Origin of the sequence: Prevotella sp. khp1, assembly GCF_900102205.1 — a bacterium.
GTDB classification, from domain to species: Bacteria; Bacteroidota; Bacteroidia; order Bacteroidales; family Bacteroidaceae; genus Prevotella; species Prevotella ruminicola.
On record NZ_FNJZ01000003.1, the window covers coordinates 273,118 to 293,876 of the forward strand.

Consider the following 20,759-nt stretch of genomic DNA (forward strand, 5'->3'; position numbering starts at 1 on the left):
CACTAAAGCGAGGTGAGGCGATAATTATCCATGCGTGGATAGTAATCGCCTTGCCCTTCGCTGAATATTCTTGCTGTTTCCTGCTCGGCTTGGTATTGCTCCAGCATATCCTCCCATGCGCCAATGGGGTCGTCGTAGTAGCCGTCGTACTTTTCGGCAAACAGGTAATAATAGCTGGTGCCAAAGTTGGTGCTGGTAAGGCGTTCGGTTCGTTCGTCCCACCAGGCATACTCCTTAAAACCCAACTTCCCCCAGAGGGCGGCACATCTGCGTTCAAGTAGCTCATACTCTGTTTCCGATACCACATCGCGAAGCTTCACCCGGTTGTTGTCGAACCATACATACCGCCAGTCATCGTAGTCCTTGCTCTCTATCAGCATGGCGGTAAAGCGCCAAACCTTTCGCGCCCACCCAAAGTGCCCCGTTTCGGCACACAAGTCACCTATCCGCATGCCACGTTTGTACTTCACCTTGCAACTCTCGGCACAGCGTATCGGGTGAATCTCCCTGTTTACAATCTCCCTCAACAGCCGTGCTTCAAGATGCGTCACAACACCATCGGGCATGCACCTGCACACCCGATAAGGAATCTTTCTTCTCATACCAATAAAAAACTAAAAACCGATTTTTGCTTTCTGACGTGGAACCTCGATGGGCACGATATCCTCTGGCGTTATAAGGCGCCAGTTCTGCTTGCCCTCAGGCTGCTCTATCACGCATCGTGTGGCATGCTGTATGTAGATGCGCTCCAGCTGGTTGGCCACAAATCGGGCATTACCCCACGTTTGCGGATCACGAACCTGATAAGCCTGCGCCATCATGTTGCGATACTTTTCCCAAGCCCCATCAGTAAACTGGTACTCGTAGTCCTTAATCCTGCTTTTGGTTATCTCCAGCAGTTCGTTCACGCTGAAGTCCTGGAACTCGAATTTGTTGGGAAATCGCGACTGCAGTCCTGGGTTCATGTCCAGCAGTTTCAGCATCTGGTCCTTGTAGCCACATAGCACGATGGCGATATCACGCTGCGTTTCGTCGGCCAGGATGTTCATCAGCAGTTGTATCACCAGCTTGCCCGGGTCGTTCTCGTTCTTGCCGTTCAGCAGATAAGCCTCGTCAATCATCAGTACACCCCCCATCGCCTTTTCTATCACCTGTCGCAGCGAACGCTCCTCGTCGCCCCATAGCGTGCCGATAAAGGTGCCGCGATCGCACACCACCACATGCCCTTTCGATAAGGCCCCCGTGTAATGCAGCAGCGAACCGAATATTTTGCAAACGGTGGTTTTACCTGTGCCCGGACGACCTAGGAAGATGCTGTGCAGCGATACCTCGTGCTGCTTGCTGTTGGGAAACATCTCTTGCATGGCCCTGTTGTAGCAGGTGAGTGCTACCAGCTCGTCCATGCGGTGCTTAATGTCGTCGCATCCCACCAGTTTGTCCAGTTCTTCGCGAGGGTTATCAATCGGAGGCAGCACCTTCACATTCACGCTCAGCCCCAGGTTCTGGTCTATCGTTTCGCTCTGCTTCGGCGTTGCTTCAGGCTCCTCTTTCGCTGGCTCTTCCTCCTCTTCCTCGTCTACCTCGTCGTAGTCGTAAGTACCATTTATAAAGTCGCGTACGGCCTTTTCAAACTCCTCGTCATCCCCATATTCGCTCTTGATTTTCTTCGTCCGTTTCAAATCAAGTTTTTCGTCGTTCACAATGTCGAAGTACACCTTTCCTGCCAGGTCGTCATCGTCGTTTACATCAGCCTTGCGCAGGTTCAGATGACTACAGTTGCTAATCACTTTAATGTGGTTCTTCTCCCAGTCATCCTCCAGTTCAAACGCATTGTTGATAGCATCCTCTGTTATCAGAATCCCGTACACATTCAGGCTGGCCAGTGCATTCTCCAGTCTGCCTTTCATGATTTCCATCGTTTCCTTCAACTTCCAAACGGTGCTTTCGCGCGGTTCGCAGCCAGGTTCGTAAATCATCATGTCAATGTTCTGCGTCTCGTCGTAACACTGCTTTTTGCGGTGCTTGTTGCTGTCCACGCATACCACCACCATGTTTATCGAGTCGGCATAAATATAAATATCGCAGTTGTATAAGTACGGGGCAAAGCCCTTTATCCGATTAGAGTAGACGGCATAGTTAACCGCCATAGCGTTCATATGTTTCCAGATAGTAAGATTTGTCTGGTATCTAAAGTCGTTAATCAGTCTATTCAAGCTTCTCATAAAACTAAAATCAATACATCGTTCATATATATAAAATAGGTATGCCCCTGTGTGTGAAAGGGGCGCAAGAGTCATCGGGCCAGACGTTTTTACACACCTGCCCCTTGGTATTATAGAGGTTTCCTTTCAGATTTCTCTATCACATCATCCAAACATTGTAGCAAAATGTCAAAGAACGCATTCACTCCTCGAGGCGCAGCCTCAAAGATCGCAAGGCGACAACGCACAATCCACCTGTCGATTCTCAGATTTGGTTTTACCCTCGTCTTAGAACCGCTCGGCACATGATTGCATCGATTGTCATTCTGTTCATTTTGCTTTTAAAATTTTGTTTGTTTTGTGATAGAATTATGTTTATCGGCGGCAAATGTAGATAATTTCCCCGAAACTTCCAAATTTTTTCGCGAAAATCGGTCGAAAAAAGAGTTTTAATAGATGGTCAAGTACAACATAAACAAAATCGAGGGTGTGCCTGTTGTTTAGCACGCCCTCTGATTCTTACTTAAATGCCCATGCAGCTCGTGGCGCCTAGGGCCGTTACAATCGCTGTGGCGATACTCGCTATCATCTGTACGATGAACTTTACTGTTTCTCTCTTACTCATAATGTTTAGTAGGTTAATTCTTAATGTTTCATGTTTAATCTTTAATGGATAGGCTGGGGCCTAAGCCCCAAGCTCTTAGTCTCCAATCGGCTCGTGGCTACCGCTGCCACCGCCGGTGTTACCACCCTGGTTACCACCACCATTGCTTGGCTGATTGCCACCCTGATTGGTGTTGCCACCATTCTCGTTCTCAGGATCCTCCACGTCGCCGCTGTCGCTACTGGTTACACGCTTCACCTCCTTGCCGTTGCGGTCGATACAGGTAATCTGGATAGCGGTGTTAGCCAACTCCTCCTTCAGCTTAACCGTTGGAGTAAAGATGATACGACGGGTGTTGATCAGTCCGGCCTTAACCTCGTTTACGTTCTCAACTGCCTTACCGCGCAGGCCGAAACGCATGGTACCCAGTCCGGGGATGGCAACCGAATGTCCTTCGGTGGCCCAGGCCTTGATTACCTCGCCAGCAGCATTCCAGCAGGCCTGCATCACGCCTTCCATCACACCGCTGCGACTGGCAGCCTCCTTGATTACCTTGTCCTGATCCAGACTAGAGTACAGGTCGGGGCTCAGTACATAACGATACTTACCTTCTTTCTCTTTGTCAAACTTAAGCAGTCGCTCAACTGCCTTTACTTTAAGTGCCATAATTTTGTTTTAAATTAAAGGGGTTGTTACAATCTTTCCTTTTCCTTAAAACCTCTTCCTTAGTCGTGTTTGAGCGGGTGTAGCCATCTAAAATTTTCTGGTAGGCCTACTAAAAAATTTTCTATGGCTTGAGCGCTCTTTTTTGTTGCCTTTTAACAACATTGCAAAGGTACAAAAAATATTTGAATTGTGCAAATATTTTGGTAGTTATTTTAGTCCATAAAACTACTTTTTCTATCTGATGATGGTTTTGCGCTTTTGCACTTTTGCAAACTTGACATTAAGGTATTGGATATTTTAGTAAAATATCTCTATTATTATATAATATATATATTATATAATAATAGACTTAGTATTATAGATTTCTAAAAACCTTTAAGTCAAGTTTGCAAAACCGCAAAACTGCAAAAGTTATTCTGCTTCTGGGATATCATTCCACTTGGTGGTGTAGCTTGGACTGCTATCTGCCATAGAGTTTTGCTGCGAGGGCGCCGCTGATGTTGTGCCATACGCTGAAGATGGCACCGGGGATGGTGGCCAGGGGGTAGGCGGCAAAATGGAGTACGGCTAAGGATGAGGCCAAACCGCTGTTTTGCATGCCTACCTCGATGCTGAGGGCCACACGCTTGGGATGGGGTAGGCGCAGCAGGCGGCCGATGGCATAGCCTACACTGAGACCTAACAGATTGTGCAATACGACGGCTGCTACCACAATGGCGCCTCCTAACAGCAGGCGACTGGCATTATGGCTGACGATGATGCCTACTACCAAGGCGATAACCACCGACGAGAGGGCTGGCAGATAGGGGGTGACGCTGCGGGTGGCACGGGGCATGAAACGCTGGCACAACAGGCCTGCCACAATGGGTGCAATGACTACATATATAATACTGGTAAGCATGCCGATGGTATCTACATTGACCATGGTGCCTGCCATGAGCCATACCAGCAACGGGGTGAGCACAGGCGCCAGGAGGGTAGAGCAGGCGGTCATGCCTACCGAGAGGGCCAAATCGCCCTTGGCCAGATAGGTGATGACATTGGAGGCGGTGCCACCAGGACAGCAGCCCACGAGGATGACGCCTAAAGCCAACTCGTTAGGGAGCTGCAATGCCCACGAAATAAGGAATGCCAGCAGCGGCATAACGGTGAACTGGGCCAGGCAGCCTAACAGGATGTCCTTGGGGCGACTGAGCACGATACGGAAGTCGGCTGGCGATAGGGTAAGACCCATGCCGAACATGATGACACCTAACATGGGATTAATAGTATAGGTGCTTATCCAGTTAAGACTCTGGGGCACCAGCAGTGCTACTGCTGCCACCACTACTACCAATGCGCCCATCCAACGGGCTATGAAGTTACAAATGCGTTTCATGGCTGCAAAGGTACAACAATTTTAGCAGAGTGTACAACTTTCTTGTTAAAATCTATTAAAACACGCTTGTTTTCCAATTAAAATATGTACTTTTGCCCTTGAAATAATAGGTAAAAAAATATTTGTAAGTAAGATGAATAATCATTCAGTTGTAGGCGCAAAAATCAAGGGCCTTAGAGAAACCAAGAATCTCAGCATCGACGTGATTGCTGAGCGCAGCGGACTTACCGTAGAGCAGATAGAGAGTATTGAGAATGATGTGAACCTGCCTTCGCTGGGTCCACTGATTAAGATTGCTCGTGCTTTAGGTGTTCGCCTAGGTACCTTTATGGATGATAACGATGCCCTTGGACCTATTGTTTGTCGCGCCGAAGATCGTGAGAAGGATAGCAGCATCAGCTTTAGCAACGGCGCTACTGATGCACGTAAGCACATGGAGTATCACCCATTGGCACAGCAGAAGGCTGGTCGCCACATGGAGCCATTCGTAATTGACATTAACCCCGAGGAGAACCCCAACTTTCAGTTGAGCGACCACGAGGGTGAGGAGTTTATCTACGTGATGCAGGGTGAAGTAGAGATTGTGTATGGTAAAGAGACCTACACCCTGAAAGAGGGCGACAGCATTTTCTACGACTCGATTGTAAAGCACCACGTACACGGTGCCCCTGGCAAGAGTGCAAAGATTCTGGCAGTAGTTTACATACCATTTTAATTCATTGAACATTGAACATTGAGCATTGAACATTATGAGTGATGTAAAATACGATATGGCGGGCAGACCGCTGCCTGATAGAACTTATCCAGCCGAGACTGGCTCGGAGGGATACAAGCTGTGGGAAAGAACTCTGGGCGAATGGCTGGAGTACTGGGCTGAGACTACTCCTGATAAGGAATACATAGTATATTCGGATAGAGACCTGCGCTTTACCTGGAGCAAGTTTAACGAGCGTGTGGATAATCTGGCCAAGGGCCTGATATCTATCGGCGTTAAGAAGGGCTCGAATGTGGGTATCTGGGCTACTAACGTGCCCGACTGGCTCACCTTCCTGTATGCTACTGCTAAGATTGGTGCCGTGCTGGTAACGGTGAACACCAACTACAAGCAGAACGAGCTGGAGTATCTGTGTAAGGACTCGGATATGGAAGTGCTGTGCATTACCGATGGTACATGGGATTGTAACTATGTGGATATGACCTACACCATGCTGCCAGAGTTGAAGACCTGCGAGCGCGGACATCTGAACAGCGAGCGATTCCCTTACCTTAAGAACGTAGTATATATAGGTATGGAGAAGTATCGCGGTATGTACAACACCGCTGAGCTGCTGCTGTTGGGACAGAACGTGGAGGACGAGACACTGAACACGATGAAGAAGCAGGTGAGCTGCTACGATGTGTGCAACATGCAGTACACCAGCGGTACCACAGGTTTCCCCAAGGGTGTGATGCTGACGCACTACGGCATTTCGAACGATGGTTACTTTACCGGCGAGAATATGGGCTTTACACAGGATGATAAGTTGTGTGTATGCGTGCCCTTGTTCCACTGCTTTGGTGTGGTGCTGGCCACGATGAACTGCTTGACTCACGGCTGTACCGAGGTGATGGTTGAGAAGTTCGACCCACTGGTAGTGCTGGCCTCGATACACAAAGAGCGTTGTACCGCCGTTTACGGTGTGCCTACGATGTTCATAGCCGAGCTGAACCACCCGATGTTCGACATGTTCGACCTGAGCTGTCTGCGTACAGGTATCATGGCTGGATCGCTCTGTCCTATCGAGCTGATGAAGCAGGTAAGCGAAAAAATGTATATGACGATTACCAGCGTGTACGGACTGACCGAGAGCTCGCCTGGTATGACGCAGACCTGCCTGAACGACACCTTTGAGCAGCGTTGTACTACTGTGGGACGCGACTTCCCATTTGTAGATGTGAAGGTGCTCGACCCAGAGACCGGCGAGGAATGCCCCGTTGGCGTGCAGGGTGAGATGTGCTGTAAGGGCTTTAATGTGATGAAGGGCTATTATAAGAATCCAGAGGCTACGGCCGAGGTGATCGACAAGAACGGCTATCTGCACTCGGGCGACCTGGGTGTGAAAGACGAGCAGGGCTTCTACAAGATTACGGGTCGTATCAAGGATATGATTATTCGTGGTGGTGAGAACATCTACCCACGCGAAATCGAGGAGTTCCTGTATCACATGCCTGGCATTCGCGATGTACAGGTGGCTGCTGTGCCATCTAAGAAATATGGCGAGGCCGTGGGTGCCTTTATCATCCTGGAAGAGGGTGTGGAGATGACGCCCGAGGATGTGCAGCTGTTCTGCCGAGGCAAGATAGCCCGATACAAAATTCCAAAGTACGTGTTCTTTATCAAGGAATTCCCGCTCACGGGATCAGGTAAGATCCAGAAATTCAAACTGAAGGAGATGAGCCTGAAACTATGTGAGGAACAAGGAATTGAGGTGGTCTAGACCACAATTGAGAATTGAAAATTGACAATTGATAATAAGAACCAATGACTAGAAGATACGCGATAATACTACTAACAGTGCTGCTGTCGATATTGACTGCAGGGGCTGTTAATGTGTCACCGCGTATCTTCCGTAATTATACCGCAGCTAACGGTTTGGCCGATAACGGTGCCCAAACCATTCTTTGCACCAAGACTGGCCGACTGGTGATTACCACCGCAGGTCAGATTAACTTCTACGACGGCGCCTCGTTCTCGTATATCGACCCGCTGGATGAGAACATCTACGCCCTGTCGGAGTATCGTGGTAATTACCATCTGTACTTCGACAAGTATCACCACATCTGGCTGAAGAACACGGGTAGCGTTACTTGTGTAGAATTGATTACCGAACGCTTTGTGTCGAGCATTGAGGATGTGTTTGCCGAGTTTGGTGTGAAAGAGCGCGTGATGGACTTGTTTGTGGACCGTACGGGTGTGGTTTGGCTGCTGACGGCTAACGGACTGTATTCGGTTGCAACCAAGCAGTATATTAAGCCGCGTGCGGGCTTGAACCTACAGGACCTGGAGGTGTATAAGGACAAGTTCCTGATGCTGTTCTACGAGAACGGACTGATGGAGATGTACGATATTGCCAAGGGTAAGCGCTTGACCGAGAACCGACCCTATAACGACGAAATGGCCCGCCACTATGCGGCTTCGTCGCTGGTAATGATGGACAGCACCAAGGTGTACCAGATACGTAACGGTGCGAAGGAGGCCATACTGATGCAGTACGACGTGCCACGCAAGGAGTGGACCGAACTGCTGCGCACACCTTACCACCTGAACAGTTTGGTGAAGCACGACTCGCTGCTGTATGTGCCTTGCGAATACGGTTATTGGACAGTACACGAGAGCAGCTACGAGACTACCCATTTCGAGGCACTGAGTATTGTGTCCGGGCAGCCGCTCGAAACCGATATCAACGTGATTGCCTTCGACCGCCAGGGTGGTATGTGGGCCGGTACCGAGAGTCGCGGCATTCTTTACTCGATGCCTTACAAACAGCCATTCCATGCTTATGCTTGGGGCACCCCGATAGCTAACCAGCTGGGCTCTATGATGAGTAACGTAAACCAGTGGCCAAAATTCCGCGACCGCACTGTGAACTGCGTGTTTAAGGATTCGCGAGGCTGGACGTGGGTGGGCACATCGCAGGGCTTGCAGGTGTATCGCCGCGAAAGCGACCTGTTGCCACAGGTTTACACCACCAAGGATGGCTTGTACAACAATATTGTACACTCGATAGTAGAAGACCAAGCCCACCACATCTGGGTGGCTACCAGCTATGGTATATCGGTAGTGCTGTTTGACGAGGATGGCAAGGTACACTTTATCAACAGCTACAACGAGTACGACCATGTGCCTAACGAGGTGTTTGTGAATGGTAAGGCCATGCTGCTGCCCGACGGGCAGATAGCCATGCAGTCGCTCGACCATGTGGTGCTGTTTGATCCTACCAAGATGTCGACACTCGACAACAGTTATCCGTTTAAGATTTATCCTAAGCTGATAAAGCTGATGGTTAACGGTATAGATGTGAACCCTACTACCGAGATTGACGGGAAACGCATACTGGATCGTGCCCTGAGTCGTGTCTGGGGCCTGGATCTGAATTACAATCAGAACTCGTTGACGCTGGTGTTCTCGGCTTTGAACTACTTCCGTCCGCAACAGACGTTCTATCGCGTGCGTGTGCTGGGGCTCGACGAGGAGTGGCGCGTACTGTCGCCATTCAGTTCGGATATGGTTGACAAGGATGGCCTGCTACACCTGCCGCTGATAGCGCTGCGCCCAGGACACTACACCATACAGGTACAGGCTTCGTTAGCACCCGATGTATGGGATACCAGACCTTACGAGTGGACCATCGAGATTAACGAGCCTTGGTGGCGTTCGGTAGGTATGTTCGGACTGTTGGCCTTTGTGCTGGTAGTGATGGCGGGTATTAACCTGTTCTACTATATGAAGAATGCCAACCTGCGTGCTATGCGTAACAGCGAGGAGATTGGCCTGATTAACCGTATCTACGCTTTTGTGGACCGTTGTAACACCAGCGCCGAGGTACTGGAGCCAGTGGTTGAGGAATACACTTCGGCACAGCCCGACCCGCAGGTAGAACTGGATGAAGACTTCCTGAAGATATATAAGAAGATTGCCCATGTGGTAGAGTTTGAGCGCAAGAAGAAAAAGATGACCATGCGCCGACTGAGCAATGCCGCCGGCATGGATGCCAAGACGTTCTATCAGGTGATTACCACCAATATATTCAAGAGTCCGCGACCACTGATTAAGCAGGCCCGACTGCAGCAAGCCGAGCGCATGTTGCGTAACACCAAGGAGCCGCTTGAGGTGATAGCTGATAAGTGCGGATTTATTTCGGTAAACTTCCTGATATCGCAGTTCTTCCAGGTTCACCACGTTACTCCCGACCAGTATCGCAGAAAGCGCTAAGGCGCCAAGTGCGGTCGGTAGTGCCCTTGTAATAAACTAAAGCTTGATATTGATTTTCGGTTTGGTAATAGTTGCCCTCGCTGGCTAACTGTTGCCCATCGGCTGTGGTGTACTGGTAGTTGTAATAGCCTTGCTTCTGTAGGATGCTGGCTGTGTAGAGCTCGTTCACGGGGTCGTAATACAGCATGTAGTCGTCGGCACCTGTAGCAGTAGTCCAGCGGCCGCTGATGTAGATAGGTCCCTGGCGTGGTACACGCAGGCGGTAGTTTACCCACACATACTGGCCAGTGGTGCTTACCTCGTGGTAGTCGCTGTTGCGGATACAGAAGGCGCCGTTGGCATCCTCGTCGTACAGGTAGTTGGGGCGGGGGGCATCTACAAAGGTGTAGGCCTGATAGTTCTCGCCATCCCAGGTAATGTGGTCGATACCCATGGTGGGATGACTCACATCCAGCACCTCGAACTTACGATACTCGTTGCCCGCATCGAAGATGAGCTCGCGGTTGTGGCTCCACTCCAGACCGTTGCGGGTGGTGATGTTGGGCTTTATGCCCTGGCGCATATTGCGCTGCTGGTGGTTCTGCATCACTACGGCGTAAATCTGCGTATCGGGGTTGGTAACGGGCAGGCTGCCATAGTCGAGCGCCATCGCAACCTGCTGGTGACTCACACGGGTGTCGATATCGGTGTTAGGGGTGCTGCTCAGGCTCAGGCGCATGCTCTGCTCGGTAACCATAAACTCGGTTACCAATACCTCGCGGTTGTTGTCGTCCTCGTCCAGAATATACAGGCGGTAGTTGCCACTCATCAGCAGCTGGCAGCGGTCGTTGGGCAGCTGCAGCTGGTAGTGGGTGTAGGGTACGATGGTGTTTATGGAGTGTGCGTAATCCTCGATGGGGTTGCCATTGAAACCTGAAAGCCAGTCGCTCTCGAACAGCTCTTCGCTTGGTGTCCAGTCGGCCTCGCAATGCTCCAGGCGATACACGTAGCGATGGTAGTCGTGCGAGAGTTCGTCGAACTCTACCGTCAGCACATCGTCGCTATGCAGGCGCATCACAGGGGCATTCAGCCAGTTCTGGTTCACCATCGTAACCAGCGTCTTAATGTTGGTCTGGTTAATGCGGTTCTCGGCTTGTGCGGCTAATGGCAGCAGCCACAGCAGGGCTAACAGGCAGCGGGCAATCATCGGCGGCGCTCAGTAATTATACCGTGACGATAGGCGTAAAGCAGCTCCTTCAGGTCGGCAATCTGCGCGCGCAACTCTTCGCCCTTATCGGTATCGGCCACCAGCATGCGATGGGCCGACATCTCGATAATCTGTGTGGTAGATTTAATATCTATTTCGCGTGCTATAGCATCGCGGGCCGAGGTGAACGGCTCGTGCTGAACCAGTTGGAAACCGCGCGAGTGATATACCAGGGTGTAGCCGGCAATACCAGTCTCCTTGTGATAGGCCTCGGAGAAACCACCATCAATCACCATGAGCTTGCCGCCTGCCTTGATAGGATTCTCGCCGCTACCGGCATGTACGGGCACGTGACCGTTGATAATATGGCGGTTGGTGCCTTTTACGCCGAAGGCATCCAGTATGCGGTCGCAAACCTCCTCGCTGTCACGCAGCTTAAAGTAATTGCCTTTCTCCTCCTTATAGGTGTCCTTATCTACCAGGAAATAGCGCTCGAAGGTGGCCATCTTCGACTTACAGAACAAGGGCGACTCCTTACCGCACCACAGGTACAGGAAGTAATCGCGGGCGTAATCCTTATCTACCGAATCGTTCTGGAAGGCCTCGCGAATCATCATGCCGATATTGTGCATCAGCTCCTTGCCCGAGTATTTCCTGCCTGGATAGATCTCTATCTCCTTGAGCGAACCATCGTCGTTGAGCGGGATGGCGGCGTGGAACAGCAGGTTGCTGTTGCTGATGGTGTACATGCAGCCGTGCGACAGCAGCGTGTTGATATGCTTGTGCAGCTTTTCGCTGATGCGGAACGAGTGGTGCAGCTTGTGCATCAGGTCGGCCTCCTCGGCGGTGAGCTTGTTAGGATGCAGGGGATCAACGGTGGGGAAGTTGCAGCTCTTCATCTCGTAATCCTTACCATCGATGTTGCAGGTGCCCTTTTCGTAGTTTACCATACTGAGCATACAACGGTCGGTCATCTGCCACTCGGGGCGGCGGGTAAATATCTCGGCCTCGGTCTTAAACTGCAGCACGGCGATGGCCTTGTGCATCTTGGCGGTGAGCTGCTTGGTCTTTTCGTCCATCGTGTTGCCTGGCAGCAGCTTGGGCTGGAACTCCAGGCAGGGGTCGTCGCCATATACGTCGAGCGCAAAAGTGGCCAGCGGCACTAAGTTGATGCCGTACTCCTCGATGGTAGTGAGGTTGGCATAACGCAGGCACAGGCGCAGCACGTTGCAGATACAGGCATCGTTACCAGCCGAAGCGCCCATCCACAGCACATCGTGATTGCCCCACTGGATATCCCACGAGTGGTATTGGCGCAGGGTGTCCATGATGATGTGGGCACCAGGACCACGATCGTAGATGTCGCCAAGAATATGCAACTGGTCGATGGCCAGGCGCTGGATCACATTACAGATGGCGCAGATAAAATCATCAGCACGACCTGTAGAGATGATGGTGTTTACAATCACGCTCACGTAGGCGGCCTTATCGTTGTCGCTCAGACTCTCGTGCAGCAGCTCCTCGATAATGTAGGCAAAATCCTGTGGTAGCGATTTGCGCACCTTCGAGCGGGTGTACTTACTGCTCACGTCGCGGCACACTTTTACCAGTTGGTGGATGGTAATGCGGTACCAGTCCTCTATATCTTTTTCCTGAGCCTTAATCAGCTCCAGTTTCTCTTCGGGGTAGTATATCAGGGTGCACAACTCTTTCTTCTCGCTCTCACGGATATCGTTGCCAAACAGCTCGTTTACCTTACGCTTGATGTTACCCGAGGCATTCTTCAGAATATGGCGGAAAGCCTCGCTCTCGCCGTGAATATCGGCCAGGAAGTGCTCGGTGCCCTTAGGCAGCGCCATGATAGCCTCGAGGTTGATAATCTCGGTTGAGGCGTCGGCAACCGTGGGGAACGATTGTGCTAACAGTTGCAAGTAGTGCAGATCAGTTTCATTGCCGGTAAGATGTTTCATATCTTAAGATGGTTTTTCAGATTGTTACGTAATACGTCGGTCTGTTTATCGTCGAGCGGGTCGATGGGCATGTAACCCTCGTCTAATAATACCTGCTCGCTCAGAACCTGAATCAATCGGGCTGCACGCTTGGTAAGATTGGCGTCTTCGAGTGCTTCGGCCAGCTGGTCGTCGTTCACGTTGTCGCGATACAGCTCGCGTGTCAGCTCCATCATGTTCAACAGAGTAGGGGCTTTGAGCACCTGACGGATGATGCGCATCAGGTAATCGGTCTCGTCGCCCTGATAATCGCCTATCAGCTCCTTGATGGGCTGGGGGCGATGGTATTTCTTGGGGAAATAGGCCGCAATCCTCGCTACGTCGAGTAGTGGCGATGTGTAGTCGAGTATGCGGATACCGTAGTCGGTATAGTTGCTGATGTTCTCATGCTCGGCATATATCAGCAGTCGTCGCCAGTCAATCAGGCGGGCATCCACCTCCTTGGCCTCTTGCTCCACCCAGCGCTTATCGCCCATGATACCTGCCTTGATAATCACCTTGAGGGCACGACGGGTGAGGTCGTCCATCAGTTCGAGGGTGTTCGAGTCGAGTATCTTCTGATAGATGGCAAATGTTTGGGCAGCCATCTCGGCAGGACTGATGGTGTTGGTGGTAACGGCATTGTGAACCTCTTCTACACGTGGGTTCCACCCCAGCTCCATAAAGCTCTGTCGCTCCATTTTGCCCAGGGTAATCACTGCATAGGCCCCCTCGATAAACTCGCGCTGTACCAGCGTCATAGCGGCACGCTGCTGGGCGGGCAGCATCTGCAAGGCAAAGGGCTGCAGCTGTCCGTGAGGTGTTACTACGGTACGGATATTAAGCTTACGGGCGCAACGCATGGCCTTGGTGTGCAGCATCTGGTTGGCGCCATGAATGTGGATGATATCGGCCTGGGCGTCGCGAGCCTGTTGGTAGAAGGATTTGCTGTTATCGGCCACTACCACGGTGGCACTCTGTCGTAATCCCTCTACCAACAGCTGTACATGACGTTGTATCAGCTCGTTATTCTTTGGGTAGATATGTAATATATTCATATCTGCAGAACTGGTTTTTCCAGAAAATGCGCCAACGCAAAGCCTGACGCTGAACAAACGATGGCTTGAGTTCGAAGTACTTCAGCACATCGAAGGCCACCGATTTCTTGATAACGATGAAATCGTAACGCCCCCAGCGGTAGTGGTGGCGCTTGCGGGTTCTCACCTTCTTGAGTCGGCGCTCTATGCGTGTAATATGGTCACTGGCATCATCTACATCGACGAATGCCTGCAGTTTAATGCCTTTCTTGGTAAGATAGCCTAACGTCAGGTCGGCGGTGTCATCAAAGGTATCGTTGATGGCCTGCAGAATATCTGCGTTTACGGGCGCATGACTGGCGTTGGCAAAGATTAACCAATCGTTTTTCGCTGCCTTGATACCAATGTTATAGGCCTGCTTTTTGCTCATGGCATGCCCTTCTGACTTGGGTAGGAAGGTGGTATAGAGGTTGGGGTAATCTTTTTTAAGAAGCTTGAGTATATCAGGCGTCTCGTCGGTAGAAGACTCATCTACCACCACAACCTCGTAGCCAGGCTGGTACTGCTGCGTGAGGAAAGCCGTTAAGTTTTCCTGCAGCTCGTACGCCTGGTCGTACACGGTCATGATAACAGAGAATCTCCGTTCGTCTTTATTCATTTTATAATTTTTGCATTTTTACATTTTGCTTACAGCTCATCGCTCATGTAGCCCTTTGGCAGGCGGCGACAGTTGTACTGCGACGCCATAATCTCGCCATAGGCACCAGCCGATCGGATGGCCAGCAAATCGCCGCGCTTAGCCTTGTTCAGGTCGATCTGCTTGGCAAACACGTCGGTGCTCTCGCAGATAGGACCTACCACATCATAGGCCTCGGGTGCTTCGTCGCTGGTGATATTCTCAATCTTATGGTAAGCCTGGTAGAGTGCCGGGCGGATGAGGTCGGTGAAGCCTGCATCGACAATGGCAAACTTTTTAACTGCACCTTCCTTAATATATAAGGTACGTGTGATAAGGCTACCGCACTGGGCTACAACGGCACGTCCCAGCTCAAAGTGCAGGGTTTGTCCGGGCTGCAGTTTCAGCTTCTTGGCATAGGTGTCGAAGTAAGCCTTGAAATCGGGAATGGGCACACGGTTGGGGTGCGCATAGTCGATACCCAGTCCACCACCCACGTTGATGTGCTCAACACGGATGCGATGACTGATAAGCTCCTGCTGCAGCTCGTTTACGCGATTGCAGAGTGCCTCGAAATCGCCCATATCCAATATCTGCGAACCAATATGGAAGTGCAAGCCTACAAATTTTACGTTCTCCATCTTCTCGGCCTCGCGAATCACCTTTACCATATCGCCCATAGCGATGCCGAACTTGTTCTCGGCCAGTCCGGTGGTGATGTTAGCGTGGGTGTGGGCACCCACATTGGGATTCAAACGGAAAGCCACGCGAGCCACCTTGCCCTTCTGGGCTGCCAGCTCGTTGATAACCTCGAGCTCGGGGATGCTCTCTACGTTAAAACAGAAGATGTCGTTGTCCAGTCCAAGTTTGATTTCCCAATCGCTCTTACCTACACCAGCATAAACGATTTTCTCCTTGGGGAAGCCTGCCTTGATTGATGCTTCAACCTCGCCGCCGCTTACGCAATCGGCACCCAGTCCGGCTTCGCGTATGATGCGCAGAATGCGTGGGTTGGCATTTGCCTTCACGGCATAGTGCACTACAAAGCCTTCGTGCTTGCTGGCTTCGCTGTTAATCGTTTGTAATGTCTGGCGCAGCAGAGCTGTGTCGTAGTAGTAGAAAGGTGTTTCAATCTCGTTGAACCTCTCTACTGGGAATATTCCTTTAGCCATTGTCTTGTTTGTCTCTTTCTAATTTTTACATTTTTAAATTCTTACATCTTTATTTTTTAAAGATGGTGTCGCTCAATTTCTGCAGGGCACGCTTCTTGTCCTCTTCGCGAATCAGGAACGAGATGTTGTAGTTAGAACCACCGTAGCTTACCATGCGAACGGGGATATCCTTCAGCGCGTCGAGGGCGATAGTCTCGAAGCCTACATTGCTCCAATCCAGGTCGCCAACCACACAGATAATACACATGTTGGTATCAACGGTAACGGTGCCGTACTTCTTCAGCTCGTCCACAATCTCGCCCAGGTGAGCGCTGTTGTCGATACTCATCGATACACCAACCTCTGAGGTACAAACCATATCGATAGGAGTCTGGTAGCTCTCGAAGATCTCGAATACCTTACGCAGGAAACCGGTAGCCAGCAGCATGCGTGATGACTTGATCTTGATAGCGGTGATATTGTCCTTAGCAGCGATGGCCTTGATCTTGCCATACTCGGTCTTGTTGCTGATGGTAGTACCCTCGGCCTCAGGATCCATGGTGTTGAGCAGGCGAACGGGGATACCAGCATACTTGGCAGGCTGCACGCAGGTTGGGTGCAGAATCTTAGCACCAAAGTAAGCCAGCTCGGCTGCCTCCTCAAAGTGCAGCTGGTGAACAGGCTCTGTGCCGTCAACCACACGTGGGTCGTTGTTGTGCATACCGTCGATATCGGTCCATATCTGAATCTCATCAGCACCGATAGCAGCACCAATCAGCGAGGCTGTGTAGTCGCTACCACCACGCTGCAGGTTGTCGATCTCGCCATAAGCGTTGCGGCAGATAAAGCCCTGAGTAAGGAATACCTGAACACCCTCGTGCTCCTGCATCAGCGCAGCCAGCTTCTCCTTGATATATACAGGATCGGGCTCGGCATTCTTATCGGTACGCATAAAGTCGAGTGCGTTCAGCAGTACGGCCTTGATACCAATCTCGTTCATGTAGTTAACCACCATGTTGGTCGACATCATCTCGCCCTGAGCCACGATGCTCTTCTCCTCGAAAGAAGTAAAGAGCTCCTTGGTGAACGAGCGCAGGTAGTCGAACTCGCTCTTCAGGAACTCGCGGGTTGCGGCCTTGGTCTCGTCCTTGCTGTAAAGCTCGTCAACATGCTTGTCGTACTTCTGCTCCAAGCGGTTAATCACCTCGTTAGCACCATCGGGGTTCTTCTTGTAGAGATAGTCTGAAATCTCCACAAGACTGTTGGTGGTGCCCGACATAGCTGAGAGCACTACGAAAACTGGTTCGTTAAACTTGGTAACAAGTGCTGTTACCTCCTTCATTCTCTCTGGTGAGCCGACGGATGTTCCGCCGAATTTCATTACTTTCATAAGCCTTATTTTAATCTTTAAATTCTCACTCTTAATGTTTAATCTTTAATGTTTAATGTTTAATGTCTCAAGCCTTTGGCTTGATCACCACTTGTTCCATCTTGCCATCCAGGCACTGGAAGGCTTTGCCTGGGTACTTGTTTACCAAGCCGATGTTGTGGGTCGACATAATCACAGCAGTACCTGTTTCGGCGATGCTCTTCAGCAGCTGCATAATGCTGTCGGCTGTGTCCTTATCCAGATTGCCTGTAGGCTCGTCGGCGATGATGAGCTTAGGATGATTCAGGATGGCGCGGGCGATGGCCACACGCTGCTGCTCGCCACCCGACAGTTCGTTGGGCATCTTAAACAGCTTCTCGTCCAGTCCTATCTGCTCCATCACTTCGCTGATGCGGTTGTTGATGGCATCGTTATCTTTCCAACCTGTGGCCTTGAGCACAAAGCGCAGGTTTTTATATACGGTGCGGTCGCTGAGCAGCTGGAAGTTCTGGAACACCACACCCAGGTCGCGGCGCAAGCCAGGAATATCTTTGCGGCGGATGGTCTTCAGGTCGCGATCCAGCACGATAGCCTCGTCGGCCTCGTCAACATCCAGTTCGCCGTAGAGTGTCTTCAGGAGCGAACTTTTACCCGAGCCTACGCGACCAATCACGTAAACCATCTCGCCCTCGTTAACCTCAAGGTTCACCCCCTCGAGCACCTTAATGCCCGAATCCTGGTAAACGTTTACATTCTTATAATTAATCAGCATTCTATTATTTTTTTTTGCCAAAATTTACTATTTCATTTTTCCTGCGGCTTTGGCTTCGCGGCGCTGCTTGTCCCAGTTGGGATCGTGGCGCTTGTGCAGCTCGTCGGCCACCTGCTCAATACGCAAACCCTTGCTGGTGAGCAGTACGGTGAGGTGATACAGCAGGTCGCTGGCCTCGTAAACCAGGTGCTCGTCGGTACCGTTGGTAGCCTCGATCACTGTCTCCAAAGCCTCTTCGCCCACCTTCTGGGCAATCTTGTTGATACCATCCTTAAACAGTTTGGTGGTATAGCTGCCCTCGGGCATCTCCTGGTGGCGCTTGTCGATAAAGTCCTGAAGCTCGGTCAGGAATGTTACGCCGCTGTCGTTGGTCTCGCCCCAACAGGTGTCGGTACCTGTGTGACAGGTTGGTCCGTCGGGTGTTGCCTTTACCAGCAGGGTATCGTTATCGCAGTCCACTTTGATATCTACCAGATGCAGGAAGTTGCCGCTGGTCTCGCCTTTGGTCCAAAGGCAGTTACGACTGCGACTCCAGAATGTAACCTTCTTGGTATCGATGGTTTTCTGGTAGGCTTCCTCGTTCATATAGCCCAGCATCAGTACGTTCTTAGTTTGGGCATCCTGGATAATAGCGGGCACCAGGCCTCCGCTCTTTTCAAAATCTATCTTCATTCCTTTTTATTTTTTTACTAAATCCTAACGTTGATTCCCTCGGATTTGAGGTACTGTTTCAGCTCGGGGATGGGGATTTCGCCGAAGTGGAACACACTGGCGGCGAGGGCGGCATCGGCATGACCATCGATAAAGGTGTCGCGGAAATGCTCGCGCTTACCGGCACCACCGCTGGCGATGATGGGTATAGAGAGGTTGTCGGCCAACTCGCGCAGAGCCTCGTTGGCATAGCCTTCTTTCACACCATCGTGATCCATACTGGTAAACAGTATCTCGCCTGCACCACGCTCCTGGGCCTCGTGTGCCCATTCAAACAGACCGCGCTCAGTACGCTCGCGCCCGCCTTTCAGGTAGCAATGCCATCCATCAGGATCGAATCTCGCATCGATGGCCACTACGCATACCTGCGAACCAAAGCGACTGGTAATCTCGTTAATCAATTCGGGGCGGCGGATGGCAGCGCTGTTCACGCTCACCTTATCAGCTCCGGCATACAGCAGGCGCTCTACATCGGCCAACTCGTTGATGCCACCACCCACGGTAAAGGGGATATTTATCTCTTTGGCCACACGTGTTACCATATCGGTAAACGTCTTGCGACCCTCGAAACTGGCTGTGATATCCAGGAAGCAGAGCTCGTCGGCACCTTGCTCGCTGTAGGCCTTACCCAGTTCAACCGGGTCGCCAGCCGAGCGCAGGTTTACAAAGTTGGTGCCTTTAACGGTCTCGCCATCCTTCACGTCCAAACAGGGTATGATTCGTTTTGCTAATCCCATCTTTATCTATTAAGTTTAATCAGTTCGCGAAGGTCGATCTTACCTTCGTAAATGGCCTTGCCGAACACAACGGCAGGTACGCCGATTGCTTCGAGGGCCTTGATATCTTCGATACACGATACACCGCCACTGGCTATCAGGTGCAAATCGGGATATTTCTTCATCACGTCAGCATAGAGCTCAAAGGCTGGACCGCCGAGGGTGCCGTCTTTCGAAATCTCTGTGCACAACACGTTCTTCACACCAGCATCCACGTATTTCTTGAGGAAAGGCAGCAGGTCTTCTTCCGAATCCTCCTTCCAGCCGTTGATGCTGATTTTGCCATTGCGCACATCGGCACCCAGAATCATGCGGTCGGGACCATATTTCTGCAGCCACCAGGTAAACAGGTTGGGCTGGGTAACAGCAATAGAACCAACGGTTACCATCTGTGCGCCAGCATCAAAGGCAGCCTCGATATCGGTATGGGTCTTAATTCCACCACCGAAATCTACTTCGAGTGATGTTTCAGATGTGACCTGAGTGAGCACCTTGCTGTTAACAATATGTTTTGATTTGGCGCCATCAAGATCTACCATGTGCAGACGCTTAAAGCCGATGCGTTCAAACTCGCGGGCCATCTCTAAAGGCTCGCCGTACTCGGTTTTCTGGTCGTAGTCGCCCTTGGTCAGTCGTACACACTTACCAGCAATAATGTCGATAGCGGGAATCAGTTCAATCATAAGTCTATAAAGTTTTTAATAATCTGTTCGCCCACCTTACCACTCTTTTCGGGGTGGAACTGGCAGGTATAGAAATTATCCTTGTGCATTGAGGCCGAGTAGGGCAGAATGTAGTCTGCCGTAGCGATGGTCTCGTTACACACAGGCACATAGTAGGAGTGTACAAAGTAAACGTAAGGGTGCTGGCCTAAATTTTTTAGAATCGGGTTATCGCTCACCCGCAACTCCTGCCATCCCATACACGGCACCTTGTCCTCATGGCGTTGGGGCTGGAAGCGTTTTACTTCGGCATCAAAAATGCCTATACACTCAGTATCGCCCTCCTCAGAGTGGCGACATAATAGTTGCTGACCTACGCAGATGCCGAAAACGGGCTGCTTCAGGTCGCGTATCAGCAGGTCGAGCTTGCGGGCACGCAGATAGTCCATCGCTTCGCCAGCATGACCTTGTCCAGGAAACAGTACCTTATCGGCCTTCATCAGCAGTTCGGCATCGTCGGTCAGCGTGGGCTCTATACCCAGGCGCTTCAGTGCGTTCACCACCGAATAGATATTTCCTGCGTTATATTTTACTATTGCAACTTGCATTC

At 51.0% G+C, this 20,759-nt stretch carries 19 protein-coding genes; 3 read left to right on the forward strand and 16 right to left on the reverse strand.

Annotated features, from left to right (window positions below):
* Positions 1-2: 2 nt before the first annotated feature.
* The 5 genes from BLR73_RS14185 to BLR73_RS10205 all read right to left on the reverse strand — a co-directional run bounded on the left by BLR73_RS14185 (position 3) and on the right by BLR73_RS10205 (position 4,849).
* The gene (locus BLR73_RS14185) at positions 3-602 is read right to left on the reverse strand and encodes a hypothetical protein (protein ID WP_143010938.1); all 600 of its coding nucleotides are present in this window, start codon (positions 600-602) and stop codon (positions 3-5) included.
* A gap of 12 nt (positions 603-614) precedes the next feature.
* On the reverse strand, positions 615-2,222 hold the full coding sequence (locus tag BLR73_RS10195; RefSeq protein ID WP_176763669.1) for an AAA family ATPase: 1,608 nt from the start codon (positions 2,220-2,222) through the stop codon (positions 615-617).
* Between the two features lie 502 nt (positions 2,223-2,724).
* The gene (locus tag BLR73_RS14375; protein WP_176763670.1) at positions 2,725-2,826 is read right to left on the reverse strand and encodes a smalltalk protein; all 102 of its coding nucleotides are present in this window, start codon (positions 2,824-2,826) and stop codon (positions 2,725-2,727) included.
* 75 nt (positions 2,827-2,901) lie between these two features.
* The gene (locus BLR73_RS10200; protein ID WP_091861725.1) at positions 2,902-3,471 is read right to left on the reverse strand and encodes an HU family DNA-binding protein; all 570 of its coding nucleotides are present in this window, start codon (positions 3,469-3,471) and stop codon (positions 2,902-2,904) included.
* A 460-nt stretch (positions 3,472-3,931) separates the two neighbouring features.
* Positions 3,932-4,849, reverse strand: coding sequence for a bile acid:sodium symporter family protein (locus BLR73_RS10205; RefSeq protein WP_091861727.1), 918 nt, complete (start codon positions 4,847-4,849; stop codon positions 3,932-3,934).
* 133 nt (positions 4,850-4,982) lie between these two features.
* Here BLR73_RS10205 and BLR73_RS10210 point away from each other — a divergent pair, with 133 nt between their 5' ends.
* From BLR73_RS10210 to BLR73_RS10220, 3 genes are read left to right on the forward strand one after another with little or no spacing between them, the layout of a single operon-like run.
* Positions 4,983-5,564 (forward strand): helix-turn-helix domain-containing protein, encoded by a 582-nt coding sequence (locus tag BLR73_RS10210; protein ID WP_013063601.1) that lies wholly within the window; start codon positions 4,983-4,985, stop codon positions 5,562-5,564.
* Between the two features lie 55 nt (positions 5,565-5,619).
* Positions 5,620-7,326, forward strand: a complete 1,707-nt coding sequence (locus BLR73_RS10215; RefSeq protein ID WP_091862016.1) for an AMP-binding protein — start codon at positions 5,620-5,622, stop codon at positions 7,324-7,326.
* A 44-nt stretch (positions 7,327-7,370) separates the two neighbouring features.
* Positions 7,371-9,821 (forward strand): helix-turn-helix domain-containing protein, encoded by a 2,451-nt coding sequence (locus BLR73_RS10220; protein ID WP_091861730.1) that lies wholly within the window; start codon positions 7,371-7,373, stop codon positions 9,819-9,821.
* On the opposite strand, the gene BLR73_RS10225 is transcribed toward BLR73_RS10220, so the two are convergent.
* From BLR73_RS10225 to hisH, 11 genes are all read right to left on the reverse strand, one after another.
* On the reverse strand, positions 9,790-11,007 hold the full coding sequence (locus BLR73_RS10225) for a type IX secretion system plug protein (RefSeq protein WP_091861733.1): 1,218 nt from the start codon (positions 11,005-11,007) through the stop codon (positions 9,790-9,792). The genes BLR73_RS10220 and BLR73_RS10225 overlap by 32 nt on opposite strands.
* A complete protein-coding gene (locus BLR73_RS10230) occupies positions 11,004-12,977 on the reverse strand; it encodes a fructose-1,6-bisphosphatase (protein ID WP_091861736.1) in 1,974 nt (657 codons plus the stop codon). The genes BLR73_RS10225 and BLR73_RS10230 overlap by 4 nt, the downstream gene beginning before the upstream one ends.
* Positions 12,974-14,053 carry a glycosyltransferase gene (locus BLR73_RS10235; protein WP_033151184.1) on the reverse strand — a complete coding sequence of 360 codons (1,080 nt, stop codon included), beginning with the start codon at positions 14,051-14,053 and terminating at the stop codon, positions 12,974-12,976. The genes BLR73_RS10230 and BLR73_RS10235 overlap by 4 nt, the downstream gene beginning before the upstream one ends.
* On the reverse strand, positions 14,022-14,690 hold the full coding sequence (locus tag BLR73_RS10240; protein WP_013064473.1) for a glycosyltransferase family 2 protein: 669 nt from the start codon (positions 14,688-14,690) through the stop codon (positions 14,022-14,024). Before BLR73_RS10240 ends, BLR73_RS10235 begins: the two co-directional genes overlap by 32 nt.
* A 29-nt stretch (positions 14,691-14,719) precedes the next feature.
* Positions 14,720-15,880 carry a diaminopimelate decarboxylase gene (lysA, locus tag BLR73_RS10245; RefSeq protein ID WP_091861738.1) on the reverse strand — a complete coding sequence of 387 codons (1,161 nt, stop codon included), beginning with the start codon at positions 15,878-15,880 and terminating at the stop codon, positions 14,720-14,722.
* 49 nt (positions 15,881-15,929) lie between these two features.
* On the reverse strand, positions 15,930-17,249 hold the full coding sequence (locus BLR73_RS10250) for an aspartate kinase (RefSeq protein WP_013063559.1): 1,320 nt from the start codon (positions 17,247-17,249) through the stop codon (positions 15,930-15,932).
* A gap of 67 nt (positions 17,250-17,316) precedes the next feature.
* Complete coding sequence (locus BLR73_RS10255; protein WP_073045043.1) at positions 17,317-18,000, reverse strand: cell division ATP-binding protein FtsE; 684 nt, start codon at positions 17,998-18,000, stop codon at positions 17,317-17,319.
* 27 nt (positions 18,001-18,027) lie between these two features.
* A complete protein-coding gene (gene hisIE / locus BLR73_RS10260; RefSeq protein ID WP_013064526.1) occupies positions 18,028-18,672 on the reverse strand; it encodes a bifunctional phosphoribosyl-AMP cyclohydrolase/phosphoribosyl-ATP diphosphatase HisIE in 645 nt (214 codons plus the stop codon).
* A 17-nt stretch (positions 18,673-18,689) separates the two neighbouring features.
* On the reverse strand, positions 18,690-19,448 hold the full coding sequence (gene hisF, locus BLR73_RS10265; protein WP_091861740.1) for an imidazole glycerol phosphate synthase subunit HisF: 759 nt from the start codon (positions 19,446-19,448) through the stop codon (positions 18,690-18,692).
* Positions 19,449-19,450: 2 nt separating this feature from the next.
* Complete coding sequence (gene hisA / locus BLR73_RS10270; RefSeq protein ID WP_033151190.1) at positions 19,451-20,170, reverse strand: 1-(5-phosphoribosyl)-5-[(5-phosphoribosylamino)methylideneamino]imidazole-4-carboxamide isomerase; 720 nt, start codon at positions 20,168-20,170, stop codon at positions 19,451-19,453.
* On the reverse strand, positions 20,167-20,757 hold the full coding sequence (hisH, locus tag BLR73_RS10275; protein ID WP_033151191.1) for an imidazole glycerol phosphate synthase subunit HisH: 591 nt from the start codon (positions 20,755-20,757) through the stop codon (positions 20,167-20,169). The genes hisA and hisH overlap by 4 nt, the downstream gene beginning before the upstream one ends.
* Between the last annotated feature and the right edge of the window lie 2 nt (positions 20,758-20,759).